The following is a 17951-nucleotide window of genomic DNA, read 5'->3' as shown; positions in this document are numbered from 1 at the left end:
GATCGTTCAATCCGGCAGATTCGGCAAAGTGCAGGAACAGCATGGGGAAAGCGCACCGTCGCGGTGCATTTTACAGTGACCGCCGTGTTCCCCCTGAACGGGAACATCACAGGCAACCTCTCTCTCGCCGACGTCCTATTACAACCTGCTCCAGTATTCGCGCCCCCGGGCGCGAATTTTTTGCCTGCCTGAAACGCTCAGCCTTCCTTGCGCACCGGGTGCTTGAGGATCGTCAGGCCGATCAGCCGCGATACGACCACGGCGATGTACATCACGCCCGCGAACTGCTCCAGCATCACCAGCGCGCGTGCCTGGGGCTGGATGGGGACGACATCGCTCAGGCCCACGCCCGACAGCAGGCTGAAGCTCAGGAACAGCAGTTCCATCCAGCTGCGCGGCGACTGCGGATCCACCGCAGCGGTGAAGCTGCCCGGATACCACTGCTGGCAGACCGAGAACGAAAAGGCGAAGGCCCATGCGAGCAGCGTGAACGTGGCGCCTGCGGCGAACAGTTCGTCGCTGGTGACCGAGTGGTCCTGCAGCATGTAGGCGATCAGGCTGCCCGCCGTGTAGAAGTACAGTCCGCTCTCCAGCAGGTGGGCGTAGATGCCCAGCGCAGGCTGGTCGAAGATGGCCGACGACACCGACAGCAGCACGGCGGGCACCGCGAGCGACCATGCGATCCAGTTCACCGCCGCGCTGCGGTTGACCACCCACAGCGCAAGCGCGAGCACCAGGATGCCGAACGCGCCGAACAGGGCCCGGCCTGCCTGGGTGTCTTCCATCACCGGATACAGCAGGATGCCCGCCAGTTGGACGATCAGCAGGAAGGCGCAGGGATGCCGTCGCGCCGTCACCAGCCAGCGCAACCAGAGCAAGGGCTTCGTCACGCGGCGAGACTCATTTGAAGTGGTACACCAGGGCGTAATACACCACGTAGATCCATGACAGCACGCCATGGATCACGGCCCACAACAGCGATTTGTTGGCGCTCCACGAGATGGTGATGGCCAGCGCGGTGCCGAAACCTATGCCCGCCCTTGCGATGCCCGCACCATTCCCCTTCACGGCGACACCGCAGGCGTGCCGCTGCCCGCGCGGTAGGGGTAGCGCAGGAAGATGTCGGCCACGGCGGCATCGATCTTCGCGGCCCGCTCTTCCGGCGTGGCACGGCCCACGCGGCCGACCGCCACGCCCGTCCACACCAGCCGGTTCTGCGCCGCGTCCACCAGATCCACGTTCATCGTGCCCTCGGTGTACTGGTAGACCTCGGTGCGGTCGCGCCAATAGGGCACCGATACATAACGACGGGCGCGGTAGCTGTAGTAGTAGTCGTAGTCGACTTCCGGCATCGACACGACATCGGTCTTTTCCTGCATGTAGGCATTGAGGTTCACCCGCAGGTCGGGCGAAGTCTCATCGTAGACGTAGCCGCGCGCTTCCATCTGTGCCCGCGCCGCATTCTTGATACGCCCGCTGGTCAGGGTCGCGTAGCCTTGCGCCTCGATCGCCAGCGGCGAATAGAAGGCGAAGCTGCGGTACTGCGCGAAGTTCGCGGACGGGTCCACGTCACTGGTGACGCGCGGGCCGGTGGCGCAGGCCGCAAGCAGCAGGACGCACGCTGCCATCATCCAGCGGCCGGCATTACGGGCGAAACGGGCCATGATCGTTCTCCTGTCGGGACGCCGCCAGGATGGCGGACGCCCGGTGAACATTACGCATGAGTACGCCGGATGGATGCCTGGCACCCGGACCGGTCAGCCCTGACGATACACCTGCGCGCCCTGCGCCAGGAACTCCGCCGACTTCTCCGCCATGCCGGCCTCCAGCGCCGCTCGCTCCTCGACGCCATGCTCGGCCGCGTAGTCGCGTACGTCCTGGGTGATCTTCATCGAACAGAAGTGCGGGCCGCACATGGAACAGAAGTGCGCCAGTTTGTGCGCGTCCTTGGGCAGCGTCTCGTCATGGAACTCCTTGGCCTTCTCCGGATCCAGGCCCAGGTGGAACTGGTCTTCCCAGCGGAATTCGAAGCGCGCCTTGCTAAGCGCGTTGTCGCGCACCTGCGCACCCGGATGGCCCTTGGCCAGGTCCGCAGCATGGGCAGCGATCTTGTACGCCATGATGCCGTCGCGCACGTCCTGCCGGTTCGGTAAGCCCAGGTGCTCCTTCGGCGTGACGTAGCAGAGCATCGCCGTGCCGAACCAGCCGATCATCGCCGCACCGATGGCGGAGGTGATGTGGTCGTAGCCGGGCGCGATATCCGTGGTCAGCGGGCCGAGCGTGTAGAACGGCGCTTCGCCGCACTCGCGCAGCTGCTTGTCCATGTTCTCCTTGATCAGCTGCATCGGCACGTGGCCCGGGCCTTCGATCATGCATTGCACGTCGTGCTTCCACGCGATCTTGGTCAGCTCGCCCAGCGCTTCCAGCTCACCGAACTGCGCGGCGTCGTTGGCATCGGCGATGCAGCCCGGACGCAGGCCGTCGCCCAGCGAAAAGGCCACGTCGTAGGCCTTCATGATCTCGCAGATGTCCTCGAAGTGCGTGTAGAGAAAGTTCTCCTTGTGGTGCGCCAGGCACCACTTGGCCATGATCGAGCCACCACGCGAGACGATGCCGGTCACACGCTTCGCCGTCAGCGGCACATGGCGCAACAGCACGCCGGCATGGATGGTGAAGTAGTCCACGCCCTGCTCGGCCTGTTCGATCAACGTGTCGCGGAAGATTTCCCACGTCAGCGCCTCGGCGCGGCCATCGACCTTCTCCAGCGCCTGGTAGATCGGCACGGTGCCGATCGGCACCGGCGAGTTGCGGATGATCCACTCGCGCGTCTCGTGGATGTGCTTGCCGGTGGACAGGTCCATCACCGTGTCGCCACCCCAGCGGATCGACCACACCAGCTTCTCCACTTCCTCGGCGATACCGGACGAGACGGCGCTGTTGCCGATGTTGGCGTTGATCTTGGTCAGGAAGTTGCGGCCGATGATCATCGGCTCGCTTTCGGGGTGGTTGATGTTGTTGGGCAGGATGGCACGGCCGCGCGCGATCTCGTCGCGCACGAACTCCGGGGTGATGAACGTCTGGATGCTGGCCCCGAAGGATTCACCGGGGTGCTGCTTCAGCAGCATCGCATCGCGCACCGCATCCAGCCGCTGGTTCTCGCGGATGGCGACGTATTCCATCTCCGGCGTGATGATGCCGCGCCTGGCGTAATGCATCTGGCTGACGTTGGCGCCCGCCTTCGCACGGCGCGGCAGGATGCGGCCGGGGAAGCGCACGCTGTCCAGCTTCGCATTGGTTTCGCGCGAACGACCGAACTCCGAGCTGAGGGCCGGCAACTGTTCCGTGTCCCCGCGTTCCTCGATCCACTTTGCGCGCAGCGCAGGCAGGCCAGCGGCCAGGTCGATGGTCGCATCGGGGTCGGTGTAGGGACCGGAAGTGTCGTAGACGGTAACCGGCGGATTGTCTTCGCCGCCGAAGATGGTCGGCGTCTGCGTCAGCCCGATCTCGCGCATCGGCACCTGGATGTCCGGGCGGGAGCCTTCGATGAAGATCTTCCGCGAACCGGGGATCGGGCGCGTCACGGACTCGGAGAGCTGTCCGGTCTGTTGCAGCAGATCGGCGGCGGGCTTGGGAATGGCATTCATCGGCATCGTCCTTTTGAATCCCCGCACATGGATGTGCGGGCTCTTGCGAGGGATTCGCATAATGCGACGCGAGGGAATCGCATCACGGACGAAGCGGCGGCGCGGCGGCGGACGGATTGCGGGCCCGCGAGGGGCGACACGGCAACACGGCGCATCCTGCGAAGCTTCCCTACGCCGGTCTCAACCGGATCAGGTTCGAAGGGTCTGTCTCAATCACCGGCCAGGCCGGCGATACCCCCGCTTCGGGGCGAATTAGAACACATCGGCCAGGTGGCCGTGTTCAGCCCAGCGTGTAGCCGATGCGGAAGCCTCCCCAGTGACGGCCATGGACGTGGATCGGCACCGACAGGTCGAACATGATCTGTCCGGTGTCGCGGCGATACACCTGCAACCGGTATGGATCGGTATGCGCGCCGACACTGCGGCCGACGCGATCGGTGAACAGGCGCTTGGTCCGGTTGCCGACCAGGTCTTTCTCGCGATCGCCGGTGAGCGGCTGGCTGAAACGCAGGTTGTGGGTGGGCACGTAGCCGTCGGGATTGGCGCTGATGGCGAACACGATCCATGGATGCCGGGTGGCGAGGGGCTCCTGGAGCGGTGGCAGTAGCTCATCGCACAGGGTGTCGAAGGCCGTGGTGAACTTGGCCGGCTCGATGCCGGGTATCGGTGTGTAGTCGCGCGCGAACAGGTCGTCTTCCCCCAACCGTCCGGTGGACAGCGCGTGCTCGAACGCCGCTCCGATCCTCGCCGCGCCCGCGCAGGCGAGGTCGTGCACGCGTGCGTGCCGTCGCACGCGCAGCGGATCGGGTGGCAGCCGGAACAGACCCACGCAGTCGTGCAGCGTGTCCGCGCCCTGTGCCAGTGCCGCGCCCCGCGCCGCGACCTGGCCGGCATGCTCCAGGTTGCTGCGACTCAGGTCGACCACCTGTTCCACGGCACGGTCGATCGCAGCGATCTCGTCACCCTGGGCGGCCACCCGGCCGCCTGCGGACTCCATCGCCCGGCTCGCACGGCCCAGCAGATCGCCGATGCTGCCCAATACCTGCTCGGTGGCCTGCGCGGAGAGCGCGCTTTCCGCCAACGCCTGGCCGCTCTCTTCCAGCATGGTGCGCACGTCGCGCGCGGCAGCGGAGGCCTGTCCGGCGAGTCGCCGTATTTCGCTGGCGACCACGCCGAAGCCGCGCCCGGCTTCGCCCGCGCGCGCGGCTTCGATGCCGGCGTTGATCGACAGGATGTTGGTCTGGAACGCGACCGCGTCGATCACCGCGATGACATCGCCCGCCCGGGCCGAACGCCGTTCCACTTCACGCATTGCTTCGCCCAGCTGGCGCGCGGCAGATACACCCTCGCGTGCGCTGGCATCGGCCTGTGCCGCGATGCTGACCACTGCCCGCAGTTCCTCGCCGGCACCCTGCAGCCCCTGCAACAGGCGGCGCGTCGCGACCAGCACCTCCTCCAGTGCGGACACCTGGGACTGGGATTGCCGCAGCAGGTCTTCGTTCTCGTGCACGAGGTGCGGCACGTCGCCGGCCACCTGATGCGACAGCGCCACTGCCTGCCGGATCGCTTCGGCCAGGTTGCCGAAACCCGCTGCGATCTGCCGGAACAGGGGATCGGCGGCCTGTCCCTCGGCGGGAACCAGGTCCAGGTCGCAGGCACCGAGCAGCAGGCCGATGCGTTCGAGCAGAGCACGATCCGCCTGCGCTTCACACAGGCGCTGCGCCAGCGGCTGCAAGGCCGGCGATGCCGCCACCGCGGCAGATTCTGCTGACAGACCCGCCGCTTCGCGCAGCAGCGTGGCCGTTTCGGGGTGCGGCAGGGAGAGCATCCAGCCATCACCGTCGCGGTCGCGCTGGTACCGGACGCGCCGCGCCGGGTCGCCGCCCGGTGCCTGCCAGACGCCCTCCTCGCCGGTCAGTGCGTCCGGTGACAGGCCCCACACATGCGCACCGTCCTGCCCCAGCAGGTGTTCGGCCGACACATCCAGCAGGTCCAGCGCCGCGCGGTTGGCGTCCAGCACGCGCGCATCGGCCGCCAGCCTCAGCAGGCCGACGGGGGCGTCCGGCAAACGATGGCGGGTATCGACGCCGGCTGTTGCCGCGTCCGCTGTGACTGACATGGACACACCTCCCCTGATCATTCCTTCTAGCGGCAGGGGAGGCGCCGAATTAAGGGTGCCGTCCGGCGGCAGGCACGGTCCGCGCCGCGCGCCGGTCAATCAATGCGCGTCGCCTGCGACGACAGTCGGGCGATATCGGCAGGCACCAGGCGCTCCGCATCGCCGAATTCCGGCCAGCCTGCGCGAAGGGCCGCCATCACGGCCGGGTCCCTCAGGTGCACTTCCAGCAGCCACGCCGTGATCGCCTGGCAAGGCACGCCGGGGCCGGGGCGGCACAGCAGCGGTCCCGGCGGGATGGGATCGGAGCGCCACAGTTCCATGATGGCCGGCTGCTTCGGCGATGCGTCATAGACGTCGGCCGCAAGCGCGGCAACGTCCGCCTCGCCTTCAACCACGGCCTGCAGCGCAGCCGCATGCGAACCCGCGTAGCGCAAGGATGCGAACGCCGCCTCCGCCTCCAGTCCCAGCGCGCGAAGATGGTGTACCGGCACGAATCCGCCGGAGGCCGAATCGCGCCCGACCAGGACCAGCCGCAGACGGGCCGCATCGCGCTCCAGCGCATCGAGTGAGGACACGCCGCGCGCAACCAGCACCGCGCGGTAACGATCCGCCTGCGCCAGGGGCACTTGCGGCACCGGCAGGGTGGTCACGTGCTGATGCCAGCGGCGCGTCTGCAGATAGGCGTGCAGGTTGGGCACCGCGACATCCACCTGACCGTCGCGCAGGGCTTCGACCAATGCCGTCGGCGACGGGAACAGTCTCACCTGTACCGGATGGCCGCCACGCTTGGCGAGGTAGTCGGCCAAGGGCTGGATCGCGGCGATGCGGTCGCGCTGGGGATACGCATAGGTGGCGACGACCCAGGGTTTCCTCTCTTCGTCATGCGCCATAGCGGGCAGGACAAAGAAGGCGAGCAAGAGGACAAGAAGGCAGCGCAGGACCATCGGTGTATCAGAACGCATCCAGCAGCGCCTTGTCGCGCACCGCACCCTTGTCGGCACTGGTCGCCAGCAAGGCATAGGCCTTCAGCGCGGTGGTCACCTTGCGCGTGCGCGGCAACGCGGGCTTCCATCCGCGCGCATCCTGCGCCGCGCGCCGCAACGCCAATTCGTCGTCCGCGACGAGCAGCGCGATCGAGCGCTGCGGAATGTCGATGCGGATGCGGTCGCCGTCGCGCACCAGACCGATGGTCCCGCCGGCCGCCGCTTCCGGCGACGCATGGCCGATCGACAGGCCGGAGGTGCCGCCGGAGAAACGCCCGTCGGTCAGCAGCGCGCACTGCTTCCCGAGTCCTTTCGATTTCAGGTAGCTGGTCGGGTACAGCATTTCCTGCATGCCAGGCCCGCCCTTGGGGCCTTCATAGCGGATCACGACGACGTCGCCGGACTTCACCTCATCGCCGAGGATGCCGGCCACCGCCGCATCCTGGCTCTCGAACACCCGCGCCGTCCCTTCGAACACGTGGATCGATTCGTCCACGCCCGCTGTCTTCACCACGCAGCCATCCACCGCGATGTTGCCGTACAGCACCGCCAATCCACCTTCTTGCGAGAACGCGTGCTCAACGCTGCGGATGCAGCCTTCCGCGCGATCGGTGTCCAGCGACGGCCAACGGGTGTCCTGGCTGAAGGCGACCTGCGTCGGGATGCCCGCCGGCCCGGCCTTGTAGAAGGTGGTCACGGCGTCGTCATCATTGGTCGCGACATCCCACTTCGCGATCGCCTCGCCCAGTGTCTTCGCATGCACGGTGGCGACCTCCGTGTGCAGCAGGCCGCCGCGCGCCAGCTCGCCGAGGATCGCCATGATGCCGCCGGCGCGGTGCACGTCCTCGATGTGGTACTTCTGCGTGTTCGGCGCCACCTTGCACAACTGCGGCACGCGTCGCGACAGGCGGTCGATGTCGCGCATGTCGAACGGCACCTCCCCTTCCTGCGCCGCCGCGAGCAGGTGCAGGATGGTGTTGGTGGAACCGCCCATCGCGATGTCCAACGTCATCGCGTTCTCGAAGGCCTTGAACGTCGCGATGCCGCGCGGGAGCGCCGTTTCGTCTTCACCGCCGTACCAGCGGTGGCACAGTTCCACCGCCACCACGCCGGCACGCTTGAACAGCTTTTCGCGATCGGCATGGGTCGCGACCACGGTGCCGTTGCCCGGCAGCGACAGGCCCAGCGCTTCGGTCAGGCAGTTCATCGAGTTCGCGGTGAACATGCCGCTGCACGAGCCGCAGGTCGGGCAGGCGCTGCGCTCCACGGCCGCGACTTCTTCGTCGGACACGTTGGGGTCCGCCGCCATCACCATCGCGTCGACCAGGTCCAGCTTGTGATCGGCCAGCTTGGTCTTGCCGGCTTCCATCGGCCCACCCGACACGAATACGGTGGGGATGTTGAGCCGCAACGCCGCCATCAGCATGCCCGGCGTGATCTTGTCGCAGTTGGAGATGCACACCAGCGCATCGGCGCAATGCGCGTTGACCATGTACTCGACCGAGTCGGCAATGACTTCGCGGCTGGGCAATGAATACAGCATGCCGTCGTGGCCCATCGCGATGCCGTCGTCGACGGCGATGGTGTCGAACTCCTTCGCCACGCCGCCGACCCGCTCGATCTCGCGCGCCACCAGCTGGCCGAGGTCCTTGAGGTGCACGTGACCCGGGACGAACTGGGTGAAGGAATTGGCGACCGCGATGATGGGCTTGTGGAAGTCGGCGTCCTTCATGCCGGTGGCGCGCCACAGCGCACGGGCACCGGCCATGTTGCGGCCGTGGGTGGAGGTCTTGGAGCGGTACTCGGGCATGAAAACCAGCAGTGCGGCGATGACGTGGGAAGCCCTGATTCTGCTGCGTTTCCACGGTTTCAGTTGCAACCATATCGAGTGAAATCATCCGATCGTCGCAAAGGCGGGAAAACTGCTTGACACGCTTCGGAGCGGCATGTTTCCCTTGCCGCATGTTGCAACGCCACACGCCCACGATGACCGACCCGACCGCACCCGCTGCGGCCTCCGTCCTCGTACTCGTCCTTATTACCTCGCCCACAACTGCGGGACGGACCGGCGCGTAAGCAACAAGCAACGCCAGATTCGCAAAACCCCGCACTGAGAAGTGCGGGGTTTTTTGTTTAAGAGCCTTTCCCTTCACCTCAACCTCCAGGAATCCAGCTCCATGACCACCGCCAACGCTCTCCCGCATCCCAAGATCGCCGTCGTCGGCTACGGCAGCCAGGGCCGCGCACATGCGCTGAACCTTCGCGATTCCGGCTTCGACGTCGTCGTCGGCCTGCGCCCGGGCGGCCCGACCGAAGCGAAGGCGGAGGCCGATGGCTTCGTGGTGAAGGCGCCGGCCGACGCGGTGAAGGACGCCGACCTGGTCGCCGTGCTGACCCCGGACATGGTGCAGAAGAAGCTTTACGCCGACGTGCTGGCGCCGAACATGAAGCAAGGCGCCGTGCTGCTGTTCGCGCACGGCCTGAATGTCCACTTCGGCATGATCGAACCGCGCGCCGACCTGGACGTGGTACTGGTCGCGCCGAAGGGCCCGGGTGCGCTGGTGCGCCGCGAGTACGAGATCGGCCGTGGCGTGCCGTGCATCTACGCCGTGCACCAGGACAAGAGCGGCAAGGCCGAGCAGTTCGCGCTGGCCTACGCAGGCGGCCTGGGCGGTGCGCGCGCCAACATCATCAAGACCACCTTCAAGGAAGAGACCGAGACCGACCTGTTCGGCGAGCAGGCCGTGCTGTGCGGCGGCGCCTCGTCGCTGGTGCAGGCCGGCTTCGAGACGCTGGTGGAAGCCGGCTACCAGCCGGAGATCGCCTATTACGAAGTACTGCACGAGCTGAAGCTGATCGTCGACCTCTTCTACGAAGGCGGCATCACCCGCATGCTGGAGTTCATCTCCGAGACCGCGCAGTACGGCGATTTCGTCAGCGGCCCGCGCGTCATCGACGCCTCGGTCAAGGCGCGCATGAAGGACGTGCTGACCGACATCCAGAACGGCACCTTCACCCGCAACTGGCAGGCCGAGTACGACGCGGGCCTGCCGAACTACAAGAAGTTCCAGCAGGCGGACAAGGACCACCCGATCGAGAAGGTCGGCAAGGAACTGCGCGCGAAGATGGTGTGGCTGCAGGCCAACGCCTCGCAACCCGATACAGACGAGCAGGCCGCCGCATGAACGCCGCCGCGGCCACTGCCCCACGCAATGGCGCCCGCTGGCTGGCCCACGCCCTGGAAGCCGAGGGCGTGGATACGCTGTTCGGCTATCCCGGCGGCACCATCATGCCGTTCTACGACGCGCTGGTGGATTCCAACCTCAAGCACATCCTGGTGCGCCACGAGCAGGGCGCGGCGCTGGCCGCGAACGGGTACGCCCGCGCCAGCGGCAAGGTGGGCGTGTGCGTGGCCACCTCCGGCCCCGGTGCATCCAACCTGGTCACCGGCATCGCCGATGCGATGCTGGATTCGGTGCCGATGGTGTGCCTGACCGGCCAGGTCGCCACCACGCTGATGGGCACCGATGCGTTCCAGGAACTGGACGTGTTCGGACTGACGCTGCCGATCGTGAAGCACAGCTTCATCGCCCGGCGCGTGGACGACCTGCCGGAGATGGTGCGCGAAGCCTTCCGCATCGCGCGCGAAGGGCGTCCGGGCCCGGTCCTGATCGACCTGCCCAAGGACGTGCAGATGTCCGATGCATCGCACCTGCCCGACCATGTGCCGGCCAGCGTCGATCCACTGCCGGCTCCCGAGGACGCGAAGCTGGCCGAAGCCCTGGCCGCGATCGCCAGCGCTGAAAAGCCGGTCATCTACGGCGGCGGCGGCATCGGCATTGCCGATGCGGTGGACGTATTCCGCCAGTTCGTCGATGCGACGAAGATCCCCACCGTGCTGACCCTGCGCGGCCTGGGCGCCCTGCCCGCCGGCCATCCGCATTACCTGGGCATGCTGGGCATGCACGGCACGCGCGCCGCCAACATGGCGGTGCAGGAGTGCGACCTGCTGATCGTGGTCGGCGCGCGCTTCGACGACCGCGCCACTGGCAAGCTGGCCGAGTTCGCTCCGTTCGCCCGCGTGCTGCACGTGGACGCCGACGCTTACGAGATCGGCAAGCTGCGCACGGCCGACATCGCCGTTCCCGGCGACGTGGCTACCAGTCTGAAGACGCTGACGGCGGCACGCAGCACGTGCGACGAATGGCGCAAACGCTGCGCGGGCAACCGCGAGCGTTTCGGCTTCCGCTACGACGCGCCGGGCACCGACATCTATGCGCCCGGCCTGTTGAAGCGGCTGAGCGAAGTGGCGCCGGCGGACGCGATCATCGCGTGCGACGTGGGGCAGCACCAGATGTGGGTGGCGCAGCATTGCGGGTTCACCCATCCGCGCAACCATCTGACCAGCGGCGCACTGGGCACGATGGGCTTCGGCCTGCCGGCGGCGATGGGCGCGCAGTTCGCCTGTCCCGACCGCACCGTGATCCTGGTCAATGGCGACGGCGGCTTCATGATGAACGTGCAGGAGCTGGCGACCATCGCCCGCTGCAAGCTGCCGGTGAAGATCGTGCTGATCGACAACAGTGCATTGGGCATGGTGCGGCAATGGCAGGAGCTGTTCTTCGCCGAGCGCTACAGCGAGATCGACCTGTCCGACAACCCGGATTTCGCCGCCTTGGCGCGCGTGTTCGGCATCCCGGCACGCCACATCAGCCTGCGCGACGAAGTCGAGGACGGCCTGACCGACCTGCTGGCCCAGCCCGGACCCGCGTTGCTGCACGTCACCATCGACATCAAGGCCAACGTCTGGCCGCTGGTGCCGCCGAACCACGCCAACAGCTCGATGCTGGATGCCAATCCCGCCAAACAATCCGCCGAGCCTGCCGTCACGGCCGACGGCCCGGAGAAGAAGAATGCGTTACCGGCTTGAACTCAAGCTCAAACCTGCCGAGGGCGCCTTGCTGCGCGTCCTGGGCATGATCGAGCGCCGTGGCTTTCCGCCGCATGCGGTGCATGCCACCCACGACGGCGAAGGCTATTGGGCACTGGCGCTGGTGATCGACAGTACCCGCGCGCCGGAGACCCTGCGCCAGCAACTGCTGAAGATCTACGATGTCGAGGAATTGTCCTTCAGTGCCGTGCAGGAACTGAGCAGGGATCGTCGCCACCAGGATCGCGCCGCATGAACGCCACACCCGCCAACGCGGAAGTAGTGGTCCGGAGGCGTCTTCTTCAACATCAGCCGCACACGTGCCGCGATGCCTGATGCCGGCCGCGCCTCCGCCAGCAACGAACCGGACGTAGGCGACGTCGTCGTCACCGTGGCCGACGTGCTGGCGGCGCAGGCGCGACTGCGGCGGTACCTGCCGCCCACGCCGCTGCACCACGCCGAGCGCTTCGGCGTGATGCTGAAGCTGGAGAACCTGCAACGCACCGGTTCCTACAAAGTACGCGGCGCCTTGAATGCCCTGTTGGCGGCGCGCGAGCGGGGCGACCACCGCCCGGTGATCGCCGCCTCCGCCGGCAATCACGCGCAAGGCTTGGCGTGGGCGGCCTACCGCCTGGGCGTGCAGGCCATCACAGTGATGCCGCACGGGGCACCGGCGACCAAGATCGCCGGCGTCGCCCACTGGGGCGCCACCGTGCGCCAGCACGGCAACAGCTACGACGAGGCCTTCGCCTTCGCCCGTGACCTGGCCGAGCAGAACGGCTACCGCTTCCTGTCCGCGTTCGACGATCCCGACGTGATCGCGGGCCAGGGCACGGTGGGCATCGAGATCGCACCGTACGCACCGGACGTGGTGATCGTGCCGATCGGCGGCGGTGGCCTGGCCTCCGGCGTCGCGCTCGCGCTGAAGTCGCAGGGCGTCCGCGTGGTCGGCGCCCAGGTCGAAGGCGTGGATTCGATGATCCGCGCCATGAAGGGCGATGTGTCGCCCGTCGATCCCGTCGCGTCGCTGGCCGACGGCGTGCGCGTGAAGGTGCCAGGCTTCATCACCCGCCGCCTGTGCACGCAGCTGCTGGATGACGTGGTCATCGTGCGCGAAGCCGAGCTGCGCGAAACGCTGGTGCGGTTGGCGCTGGAAGAGAACCTGATCGCCGAGGGCGCCGGCGCGCTGGCGCTGGCCGCGGGCCGACGCGTAGCGGGCAGGCGCAAGTGCGCTGTCGTGTCCGGCGGCAATATCGACGCCACCGTGCTGGCCCAGTTACTGTCCGACGTGCGCCCACGGCCGCCGCGCAAGCCGCGCCGCCGCACCGTGGAGGGCGAGCCTGCGCTTGCCGAAGGCCGCGCCACCGCGCGCGCGGCCACCCCGAAATCTCCCGCCAAAACCGGCGTGCGCCGCATTCCGGCCGCCGCCCTGGAAACAGAAGTACACGAGGAAACCATCTGGTGAATACGCCAACCACGTCCCCCTCCGCGCAGATCCGCATTTTCGACACCACGCTGCGTGACGGCGAACAGTCGCCCGGATGCAGCATGACGCCGCAGCAGAAGGTGGTGATGGCCCGCGGCCTCGCCGATCTGGGCGTGGATGCCATCGAAACCGGCTTCCCCGCCAGTTCCCAGTCCGACCGCGAGGCGCATGCGCTGATCGCGCGCGAACTGCGCGAGACCACGCTGGCGGTGCTGTCGCGCTGCCTGCCCGCCGACATCGAAACCTCGCTGCGCACGCTCTCGGCCTCGGCGAAACCACGCCTGCACCTGTTCCTGTCCACCAGCCCCCTGCATCGCGAACACAAGCTGCGCATGACCCGCGAACAGGTGCTGGAATCGATCCGCAAGCACGTCAGCCTCGCCCGCGGCCACGTCGACGAGATCGAATTCTCGGCCGAAGACGCCACCCGCACCGAGCAGGATTTCCTGCACGAGGCCATCGCCGCCGCCATCGCCGCTGGTGCCACCACCATCAATCTGCCCGACACGGTGGGCTTCACCACGCCGGAAGAGATCCGCGGCATGTTCGAGCGCGCGATCGCCAACGTACCCGGCGCCGACAGGGTGATCTTCAGTACCCACTGCCACAACGACCTCGGCCTGGCCGTAGCCAACTCGCTGGCCGCCATCGAGGGCGGCGCGCGTCAGGTGGAAGGCTCGATCAACGGCATCGGCGAACGCGCGGGCAACTGTGCGATCGAGGAACTTGTGATGGCGCTGAAGGTGCGCAATGCCTTCTACAACCTGGACACGCGCATCGACACGCGGCGCATCGTGCCGACGTCGCAGCTGCTGTCGCGCCTGGTCGGCATGCCGGTCCAGCGCAACAAGGCCATCGTCGGCGCCAACGCGTTCGCGCACGAATCCGGCATCCACCAGCACGGCATGCTGCGCCATCGCGGCACCTACGAGATCATGCAGCCGCAGGACGTGGGCTGGCCGTCGTCGCAGATGGTGCTGGGCCGTCACAGCGGCCGCGCTGCCGTCGAGCAGCGCCTGCGCGCACTGGGCTACTGGCTGGAGGAAGACGAACTGAAGCTGGTATTCGAACAGTTCAAGGCGCTGTGCGAGAAGCAGCGCGTGGTCGGCGATGTCGACCTGCAGGCGCTGATGCAGGATGCCGCCGTCAGCGACGGCTACCGGTTGGCCTCGATGACGATCAGCGATGTCGGAAGCCGCGCCAACGCGCTGGTCGAACTGTCGGATCCGGATGGCAACCGCGTATCCGAAACCGCGCAGGGCAACGGACCGGTCGATGCGCTGTTCAGCGCGCTGGCCGCCGCTACCGGCGTGCAGCTGCAGTTGGAGAGCTACCAGGTGCACAGCGTCGGCATCGGTGCCGATGCGCGGGGTGAGGCCAGCCTGTCGGTGCGTTGCAATGGCGAAGAGTACGAGGGTACCGGCACCAGCAAGGACATCATCGAAGCCAGCGCGCTGGCTTGGCTGGACGTGGCCAACCGGTTGCTGCGCCAGCGCCGCATCGAGAAGCAGGAAGCAGCGGCCGCCTAGGAACCTCCCACCGTCATTCCGGCGAATGCCGGAATCCAGTGCGCTGTTGGTTCTTGCTCGGCGAGTCGGACAACAGCAACGGCAACATGGATCCCGGCTTCCGCCGGGATGACGACGGGAAACGGGTTGGATCGCCTTGTTCGACACACCATGAAAAGCATGACGGGAACCTCTGCATGACCGCGCCACGCACCCTGTTCGACAAACTGTGGGACGCCCACGTCGTCGTCCCCGAGACCGACGCGGCGCCCGCCGTGCTGTACATCGACCTGCACCTGATTCACGAAGTCACCTCGCCGCAGGCTTTCACCGAGCTCGCGGCGCGTGGCCTGTCGCCGCGCCGCCCGGACCGCACCAAGGCGACGATGGACCACTCCACGCCGACCCTGCCGGCCGGCCCGGACGGGAAGCTGCCTTACTACACGCAGGCCGCCGAAACGCAGGTGGACACACTGGCACGCAACTGCGCGCAGCACGGTATCGAGCTGTTCGACATGGCGTCGCCGAACCGTGGCATCGTCCACGTCATCGCGCCCGAACAGGGCTTCACCCTGCCCGGCATGACCATCGTCTGCGGCGACAGCCACACCAGCACGCATGGCGCGTTCGGCGCGCTGGCCTTCGGCATCGGCACCAGTGAAGTGGGCCATGTGCTGGCCACGCAGTGCCTGCTGCAGCGCAAGCCGAAGACCATGGCGATCACCGTGGACGGTGCGCTGGCACCGGGCGTGGGCGCCAAGGACATCGTGCTGCACGTGATCGGCGTGATCGGCGTCAATGGCGGCACCGGCCATGTGATCGAGTTCCGCGGCAGCGCGATCGAGGCACTGGACATGGAGCAGCGCATGACCCTGTGCAACATGTCGATCGAAGCCGGCGCGCGCGCGGGCATGGTGGCTCCCGACCAGACCACGTTCGACTGGGTGGCGCGCACGCCGCGCGGGCCGAAGGGCGAAGCCTTCGATGCGGCGGTCACCTATTGGAAGACGTTGCGCAGCGAGGACGGCGCCGCGTTCGATGCCGAGGTACGCATCGAGGCCGCCGATATCCGCCCGACCCTGACCTGGGGCACGCACCCCGGCACCGCGATTGCGGTGGACGCACCGATTCCCGCGCCCGCCGATGCGGCCGCGCAGAAGGGGCTGGACTACATGCACCTGAGCGCCGGCCAGCGTCTGGAAGGCACGCCGGTGGACGTGGTGTTCGTCGGTTCGTGCACGAACGGCCGCCTGCGCGACATGCGCGAAGTGGCGCAGGTACTGCGCGGCCGCCAGGTCGCCGCGGGCGTGCGCATGCTGGTCGTGCCGGGCTCGGAGATCGTCAAGCGCGAGGCCGAGGCCGAGGGCATCGATGTCATCGTGCGTGCTGCCGGTGCCGAATGGCGGGAGCCCGGCTGTTCGATGTGCATCGCGATGAACGGCGACCTCGTGGCGCCGGGCCAATTGGCCGTCAGCACCAGCAACCGCAATTTTGAGGGCCGCCAGGGGCCCGGCGCGCGCACGCTGTTGGCGTCGCCGCTGACGGCCGCATGGGCGGCAGTGAACGGACACGTCAGCGATCCACGCGACCTGTTCGCCGCACACAAGGAGGTGGCGTGATGCCCGGCTTCCGCGAACTGCGCTCCAAGAGCGTGGTGTTGGCGCAGACCAACATCGATACCGACCAGATCATCCCGGCACGCTTCCTGTCCACGACGGAACGTGCAGGCCTGGGCAAGAACGCCTTCAACGACTGGCGCTGGCAGGCCGATGGTTCGCCGAACCCGGCGTTCCCGTTCAACCAGGCGGAGAACGCCGGCAGGCAGATCCTGCTGGCCGGGCGGAACTTCGGCTGCGGCTCCTCGCGCGAGCATGCGCCGTGGGCCCTCACCGATCTCGGCCTGCGCGCCATCGTCAGCAGCGAGATCGCCGACATCTTCCGCAACAACAGCCTGAAGAACGGGCTGGTGCCGGTGGTGCTGCCGGAGGAGATCGTGCAGTCGCTGATGCAGCGGCCGGACGATGAGCTGGTCGTCGACATCGCGAGCCGGGAACTGCGCACGCCCGACGGCTCCGTCTTCGCGTTCCCGCTGGATGCCTTCGCGCAGACCTGCCTGCTGGAAGGCGTGGACGAACTGGGCTACCTGCTGGCCCGCCACAACGACATCGAACATTACGAGGCCACCCGCCATGCACGCTGATATTGCCCTCCTGCCCGGTGACGGGATCGGTCCCGAGGTCACCGCTGCCGCCGTCACCGTGCTGCGCTCACTGGCGCGGCGCCATGGCCATACCTTCGACTTCCACGAATACGACATCGGCGGCGTCGCCATCGACCGCCATGGCGAGCCGCTGCCGCAAGCCACGCTGCAGGGCTGCCAGCAGGCCGACGCCGTCCTGCTTGGCGCGGTCGGCGGCCCGAAGTGGTCGGACCCCAATGCGAAGGTCCGTCCCGAGCAGGGCCTGCTGGCGTTGCGCAAGGGCCTGGGCCTGTTCGCCAACCTGCGCCCGGTGCGTCCGCATCCGGCTGCATTGAATGCATCGCCGATCAAGCCGCACCTGCTGACCGGCGTGGACATCGTGGTGGTGCGCGAGCTGACCGGCGGCATCTACTTCGGCGAGAAGACCCGCGATGCACGCGGCGCCAGCGACCTGTGCAGCTACAGCGTTACCGAGATCGAGCGCGTGGTACGCAGCGCCTTCAGGCTGGCGCGCCAGCGCCGCAGCTACCTGGTGTCGGTGGACAAGGCGAACGTGCTGGAAACCTCGCGCCTGTGGCGCGACGTGGCCACGCGGATCGGTCGGGAGGAATTCCCGGACGTGAGGCTGGAGCACCAGCTGGTCGACTCGATGGCGATGCACCTGCTGGCCAAACCGCGCGAGTACGACGTGATCGTCACCGAGAACATGTTCGGCGACATCCTCACCGACGAGGCCTCGATGCTGGCCGGTTCACTGGGCCTGCTGCCGTCCGCCTCGCTGGGCGACGGCAAGATCGGCCTGTACGAACCGATCCACGGCTCCGCGCCCGACATCGCAGGCAAGGGCATCGCCAATCCCTACGCGACCATCCTGAGCTGTGCGCTGCTGTTGCGTCACTCGCTGGGCCTGCACGAAGAGGCCGACTGCATCGAGCGCGCCGTGGATGGCGCGCTCAACGCTCAGGTCTTCACCAACGACCTGGCCACCGGCGGTCGCGGCGTGTCCACGCAGGTCGCGGCGCAGGCAGTCATCGAACAGATGCAAGCGCATTGCTACGTGGCGGAACTGCGCGACTGAGCA

General features: G+C 67.4%; 15 protein-coding genes and 1 riboswitch. Of the genes, 8 read left to right on the top strand and 7 right to left on the bottom strand.

Annotated elements, in window-relative coordinates:
- Positions 1 to 197: 197 nt before the first annotated feature.
- The 7 genes from IB223_RS02370 to ilvD all read right to left on the bottom strand — a co-directional run bounded on the left by IB223_RS02370 (position 198) and on the right by ilvD (position 8556).
- Positions 198 to 890, bottom strand: coding sequence for an ion channel (locus IB223_RS02370; RefSeq protein WP_337730725.1), 693 nt, complete (start codon positions 888 to 890; stop codon positions 198 to 200).
- Between the two features lie 10 nt (positions 891 to 900).
- A complete protein-coding gene (locus tag IB223_RS02365) occupies positions 901 to 1068 on the bottom strand; it encodes a hypothetical protein (protein ID WP_192200075.1) in 168 nt (55 codons plus the stop codon).
- Positions 1065 to 1664: a DUF4136 domain-containing protein gene (locus tag IB223_RS02360; RefSeq protein ID WP_225590765.1), complete on the bottom strand. Its 600-nt coding sequence runs from the start codon at positions 1662 to 1664 to the stop codon at positions 1065 to 1067. Before IB223_RS02360 ends, IB223_RS02365 begins: the two co-directional genes overlap by 4 nt.
- A gap of 93 nt (positions 1665 to 1757) precedes the next feature.
- Positions 1758 to 3644: a phosphomethylpyrimidine synthase ThiC gene (gene thiC, locus IB223_RS02355; RefSeq protein ID WP_225590763.1), complete on the bottom strand. Its 1887-nt coding sequence runs from the start codon at positions 3642 to 3644 to the stop codon at positions 1758 to 1760.
- A 148-nt stretch (positions 3645 to 3792) separates the two neighbouring features.
- Positions 3793 to 3893, bottom strand: a riboswitch (TPP riboswitch).
- 31 nt (positions 3894 to 3924) lie between these two features.
- Positions 3925 to 5763: a methyl-accepting chemotaxis protein gene (locus IB223_RS02350; protein ID WP_192200074.1), complete on the bottom strand. Its 1839-nt coding sequence runs from the start codon at positions 5761 to 5763 to the stop codon at positions 3925 to 3927.
- A gap of 95 nt (positions 5764 to 5858) precedes the next feature.
- Positions 5859 to 6725, bottom strand: coding sequence for a PhnD/SsuA/transferrin family substrate-binding protein (locus IB223_RS02345; RefSeq protein WP_192200073.1), 867 nt, complete (start codon positions 6723 to 6725; stop codon positions 5859 to 5861).
- Complete coding sequence (gene ilvD, locus IB223_RS02340; protein WP_192201212.1) at positions 6715 to 8556, bottom strand: dihydroxy-acid dehydratase; 1842 nt, start codon at positions 8554 to 8556, stop codon at positions 6715 to 6717. Before ilvD ends, IB223_RS02345 begins: the two co-directional genes overlap by 11 nt.
- A 367-nt stretch (positions 8557 to 8923) precedes the next feature.
- On the opposite strand from ilvD, the gene ilvC reads away from it, so the two are divergent.
- The 8 genes from ilvC (at position 8924) to leuB (ending at position 17948) form a co-directional block, all read left to right on the top strand.
- Positions 8924 to 9931: a ketol-acid reductoisomerase gene (gene ilvC / locus IB223_RS02335; RefSeq protein ID WP_192200072.1), complete on the top strand. Its 1008-nt coding sequence runs from the start codon at positions 8924 to 8926 to the stop codon at positions 9929 to 9931.
- The gene (gene ilvG, locus IB223_RS02330) at positions 9928 to 11676 is read left to right on the top strand and encodes an acetolactate synthase 2 catalytic subunit (RefSeq protein WP_192200071.1); all 1749 of its coding nucleotides are present in this window, start codon (positions 9928 to 9930) and stop codon (positions 11674 to 11676) included. Before ilvC ends, ilvG begins: the two co-directional genes overlap by 4 nt.
- A complete protein-coding gene (locus IB223_RS02325; protein WP_056879290.1) occupies positions 11660 to 11932 on the top strand; it encodes an ACT domain-containing protein in 273 nt (90 codons plus the stop codon). Before ilvG ends, IB223_RS02325 begins: the two co-directional genes overlap by 17 nt.
- 72 nt (positions 11933 to 12004) lie before the next feature.
- Positions 12005 to 13141, top strand: a complete 1137-nt coding sequence (locus IB223_RS02320) for a threonine dehydratase (protein WP_192200070.1) — start codon at positions 12005 to 12007, stop codon at positions 13139 to 13141.
- Entirely contained in the window at positions 13138 to 14691 is a 1554-nt protein-coding gene (locus IB223_RS02315; RefSeq protein WP_192200069.1) for a 2-isopropylmalate synthase, read from the top strand. The genes IB223_RS02320 and IB223_RS02315 overlap by 4 nt, the downstream gene beginning before the upstream one ends.
- A 176-nt stretch (positions 14692 to 14867) precedes the next feature.
- Positions 14868 to 16289 (top strand): 3-isopropylmalate dehydratase large subunit, encoded by a 1422-nt coding sequence (leuC, locus tag IB223_RS02310; RefSeq protein ID WP_192200068.1) that lies wholly within the window; start codon positions 14868 to 14870, stop codon positions 16287 to 16289.
- Positions 16289 to 16870 carry a 3-isopropylmalate dehydratase small subunit gene (leuD, locus tag IB223_RS02305; RefSeq protein WP_192200067.1) on the top strand — a complete coding sequence of 194 codons (582 nt, stop codon included), beginning with the start codon at positions 16289 to 16291 and terminating at the stop codon, positions 16868 to 16870. The genes leuC and leuD overlap by 1 nt, the downstream gene beginning before the upstream one ends.
- Complete coding sequence (gene leuB / locus IB223_RS02300) at positions 16860 to 17948, top strand: 3-isopropylmalate dehydrogenase (protein WP_192200066.1); 1089 nt, start codon at positions 16860 to 16862, stop codon at positions 17946 to 17948. The genes leuD and leuB overlap by 11 nt, the downstream gene beginning before the upstream one ends.
- Positions 17949 to 17951: the final 3 nt, after the last annotated feature.

This window comes from Pseudoxanthomonas sp. PXM03 (assembly GCF_014852005.1).
Lineage (GTDB): Bacteria > Pseudomonadota > Gammaproteobacteria > Xanthomonadales > Xanthomonadaceae > Pseudoxanthomonas_A.
This window is presented reverse-complemented; position numbering and strand designations above follow the sequence as displayed.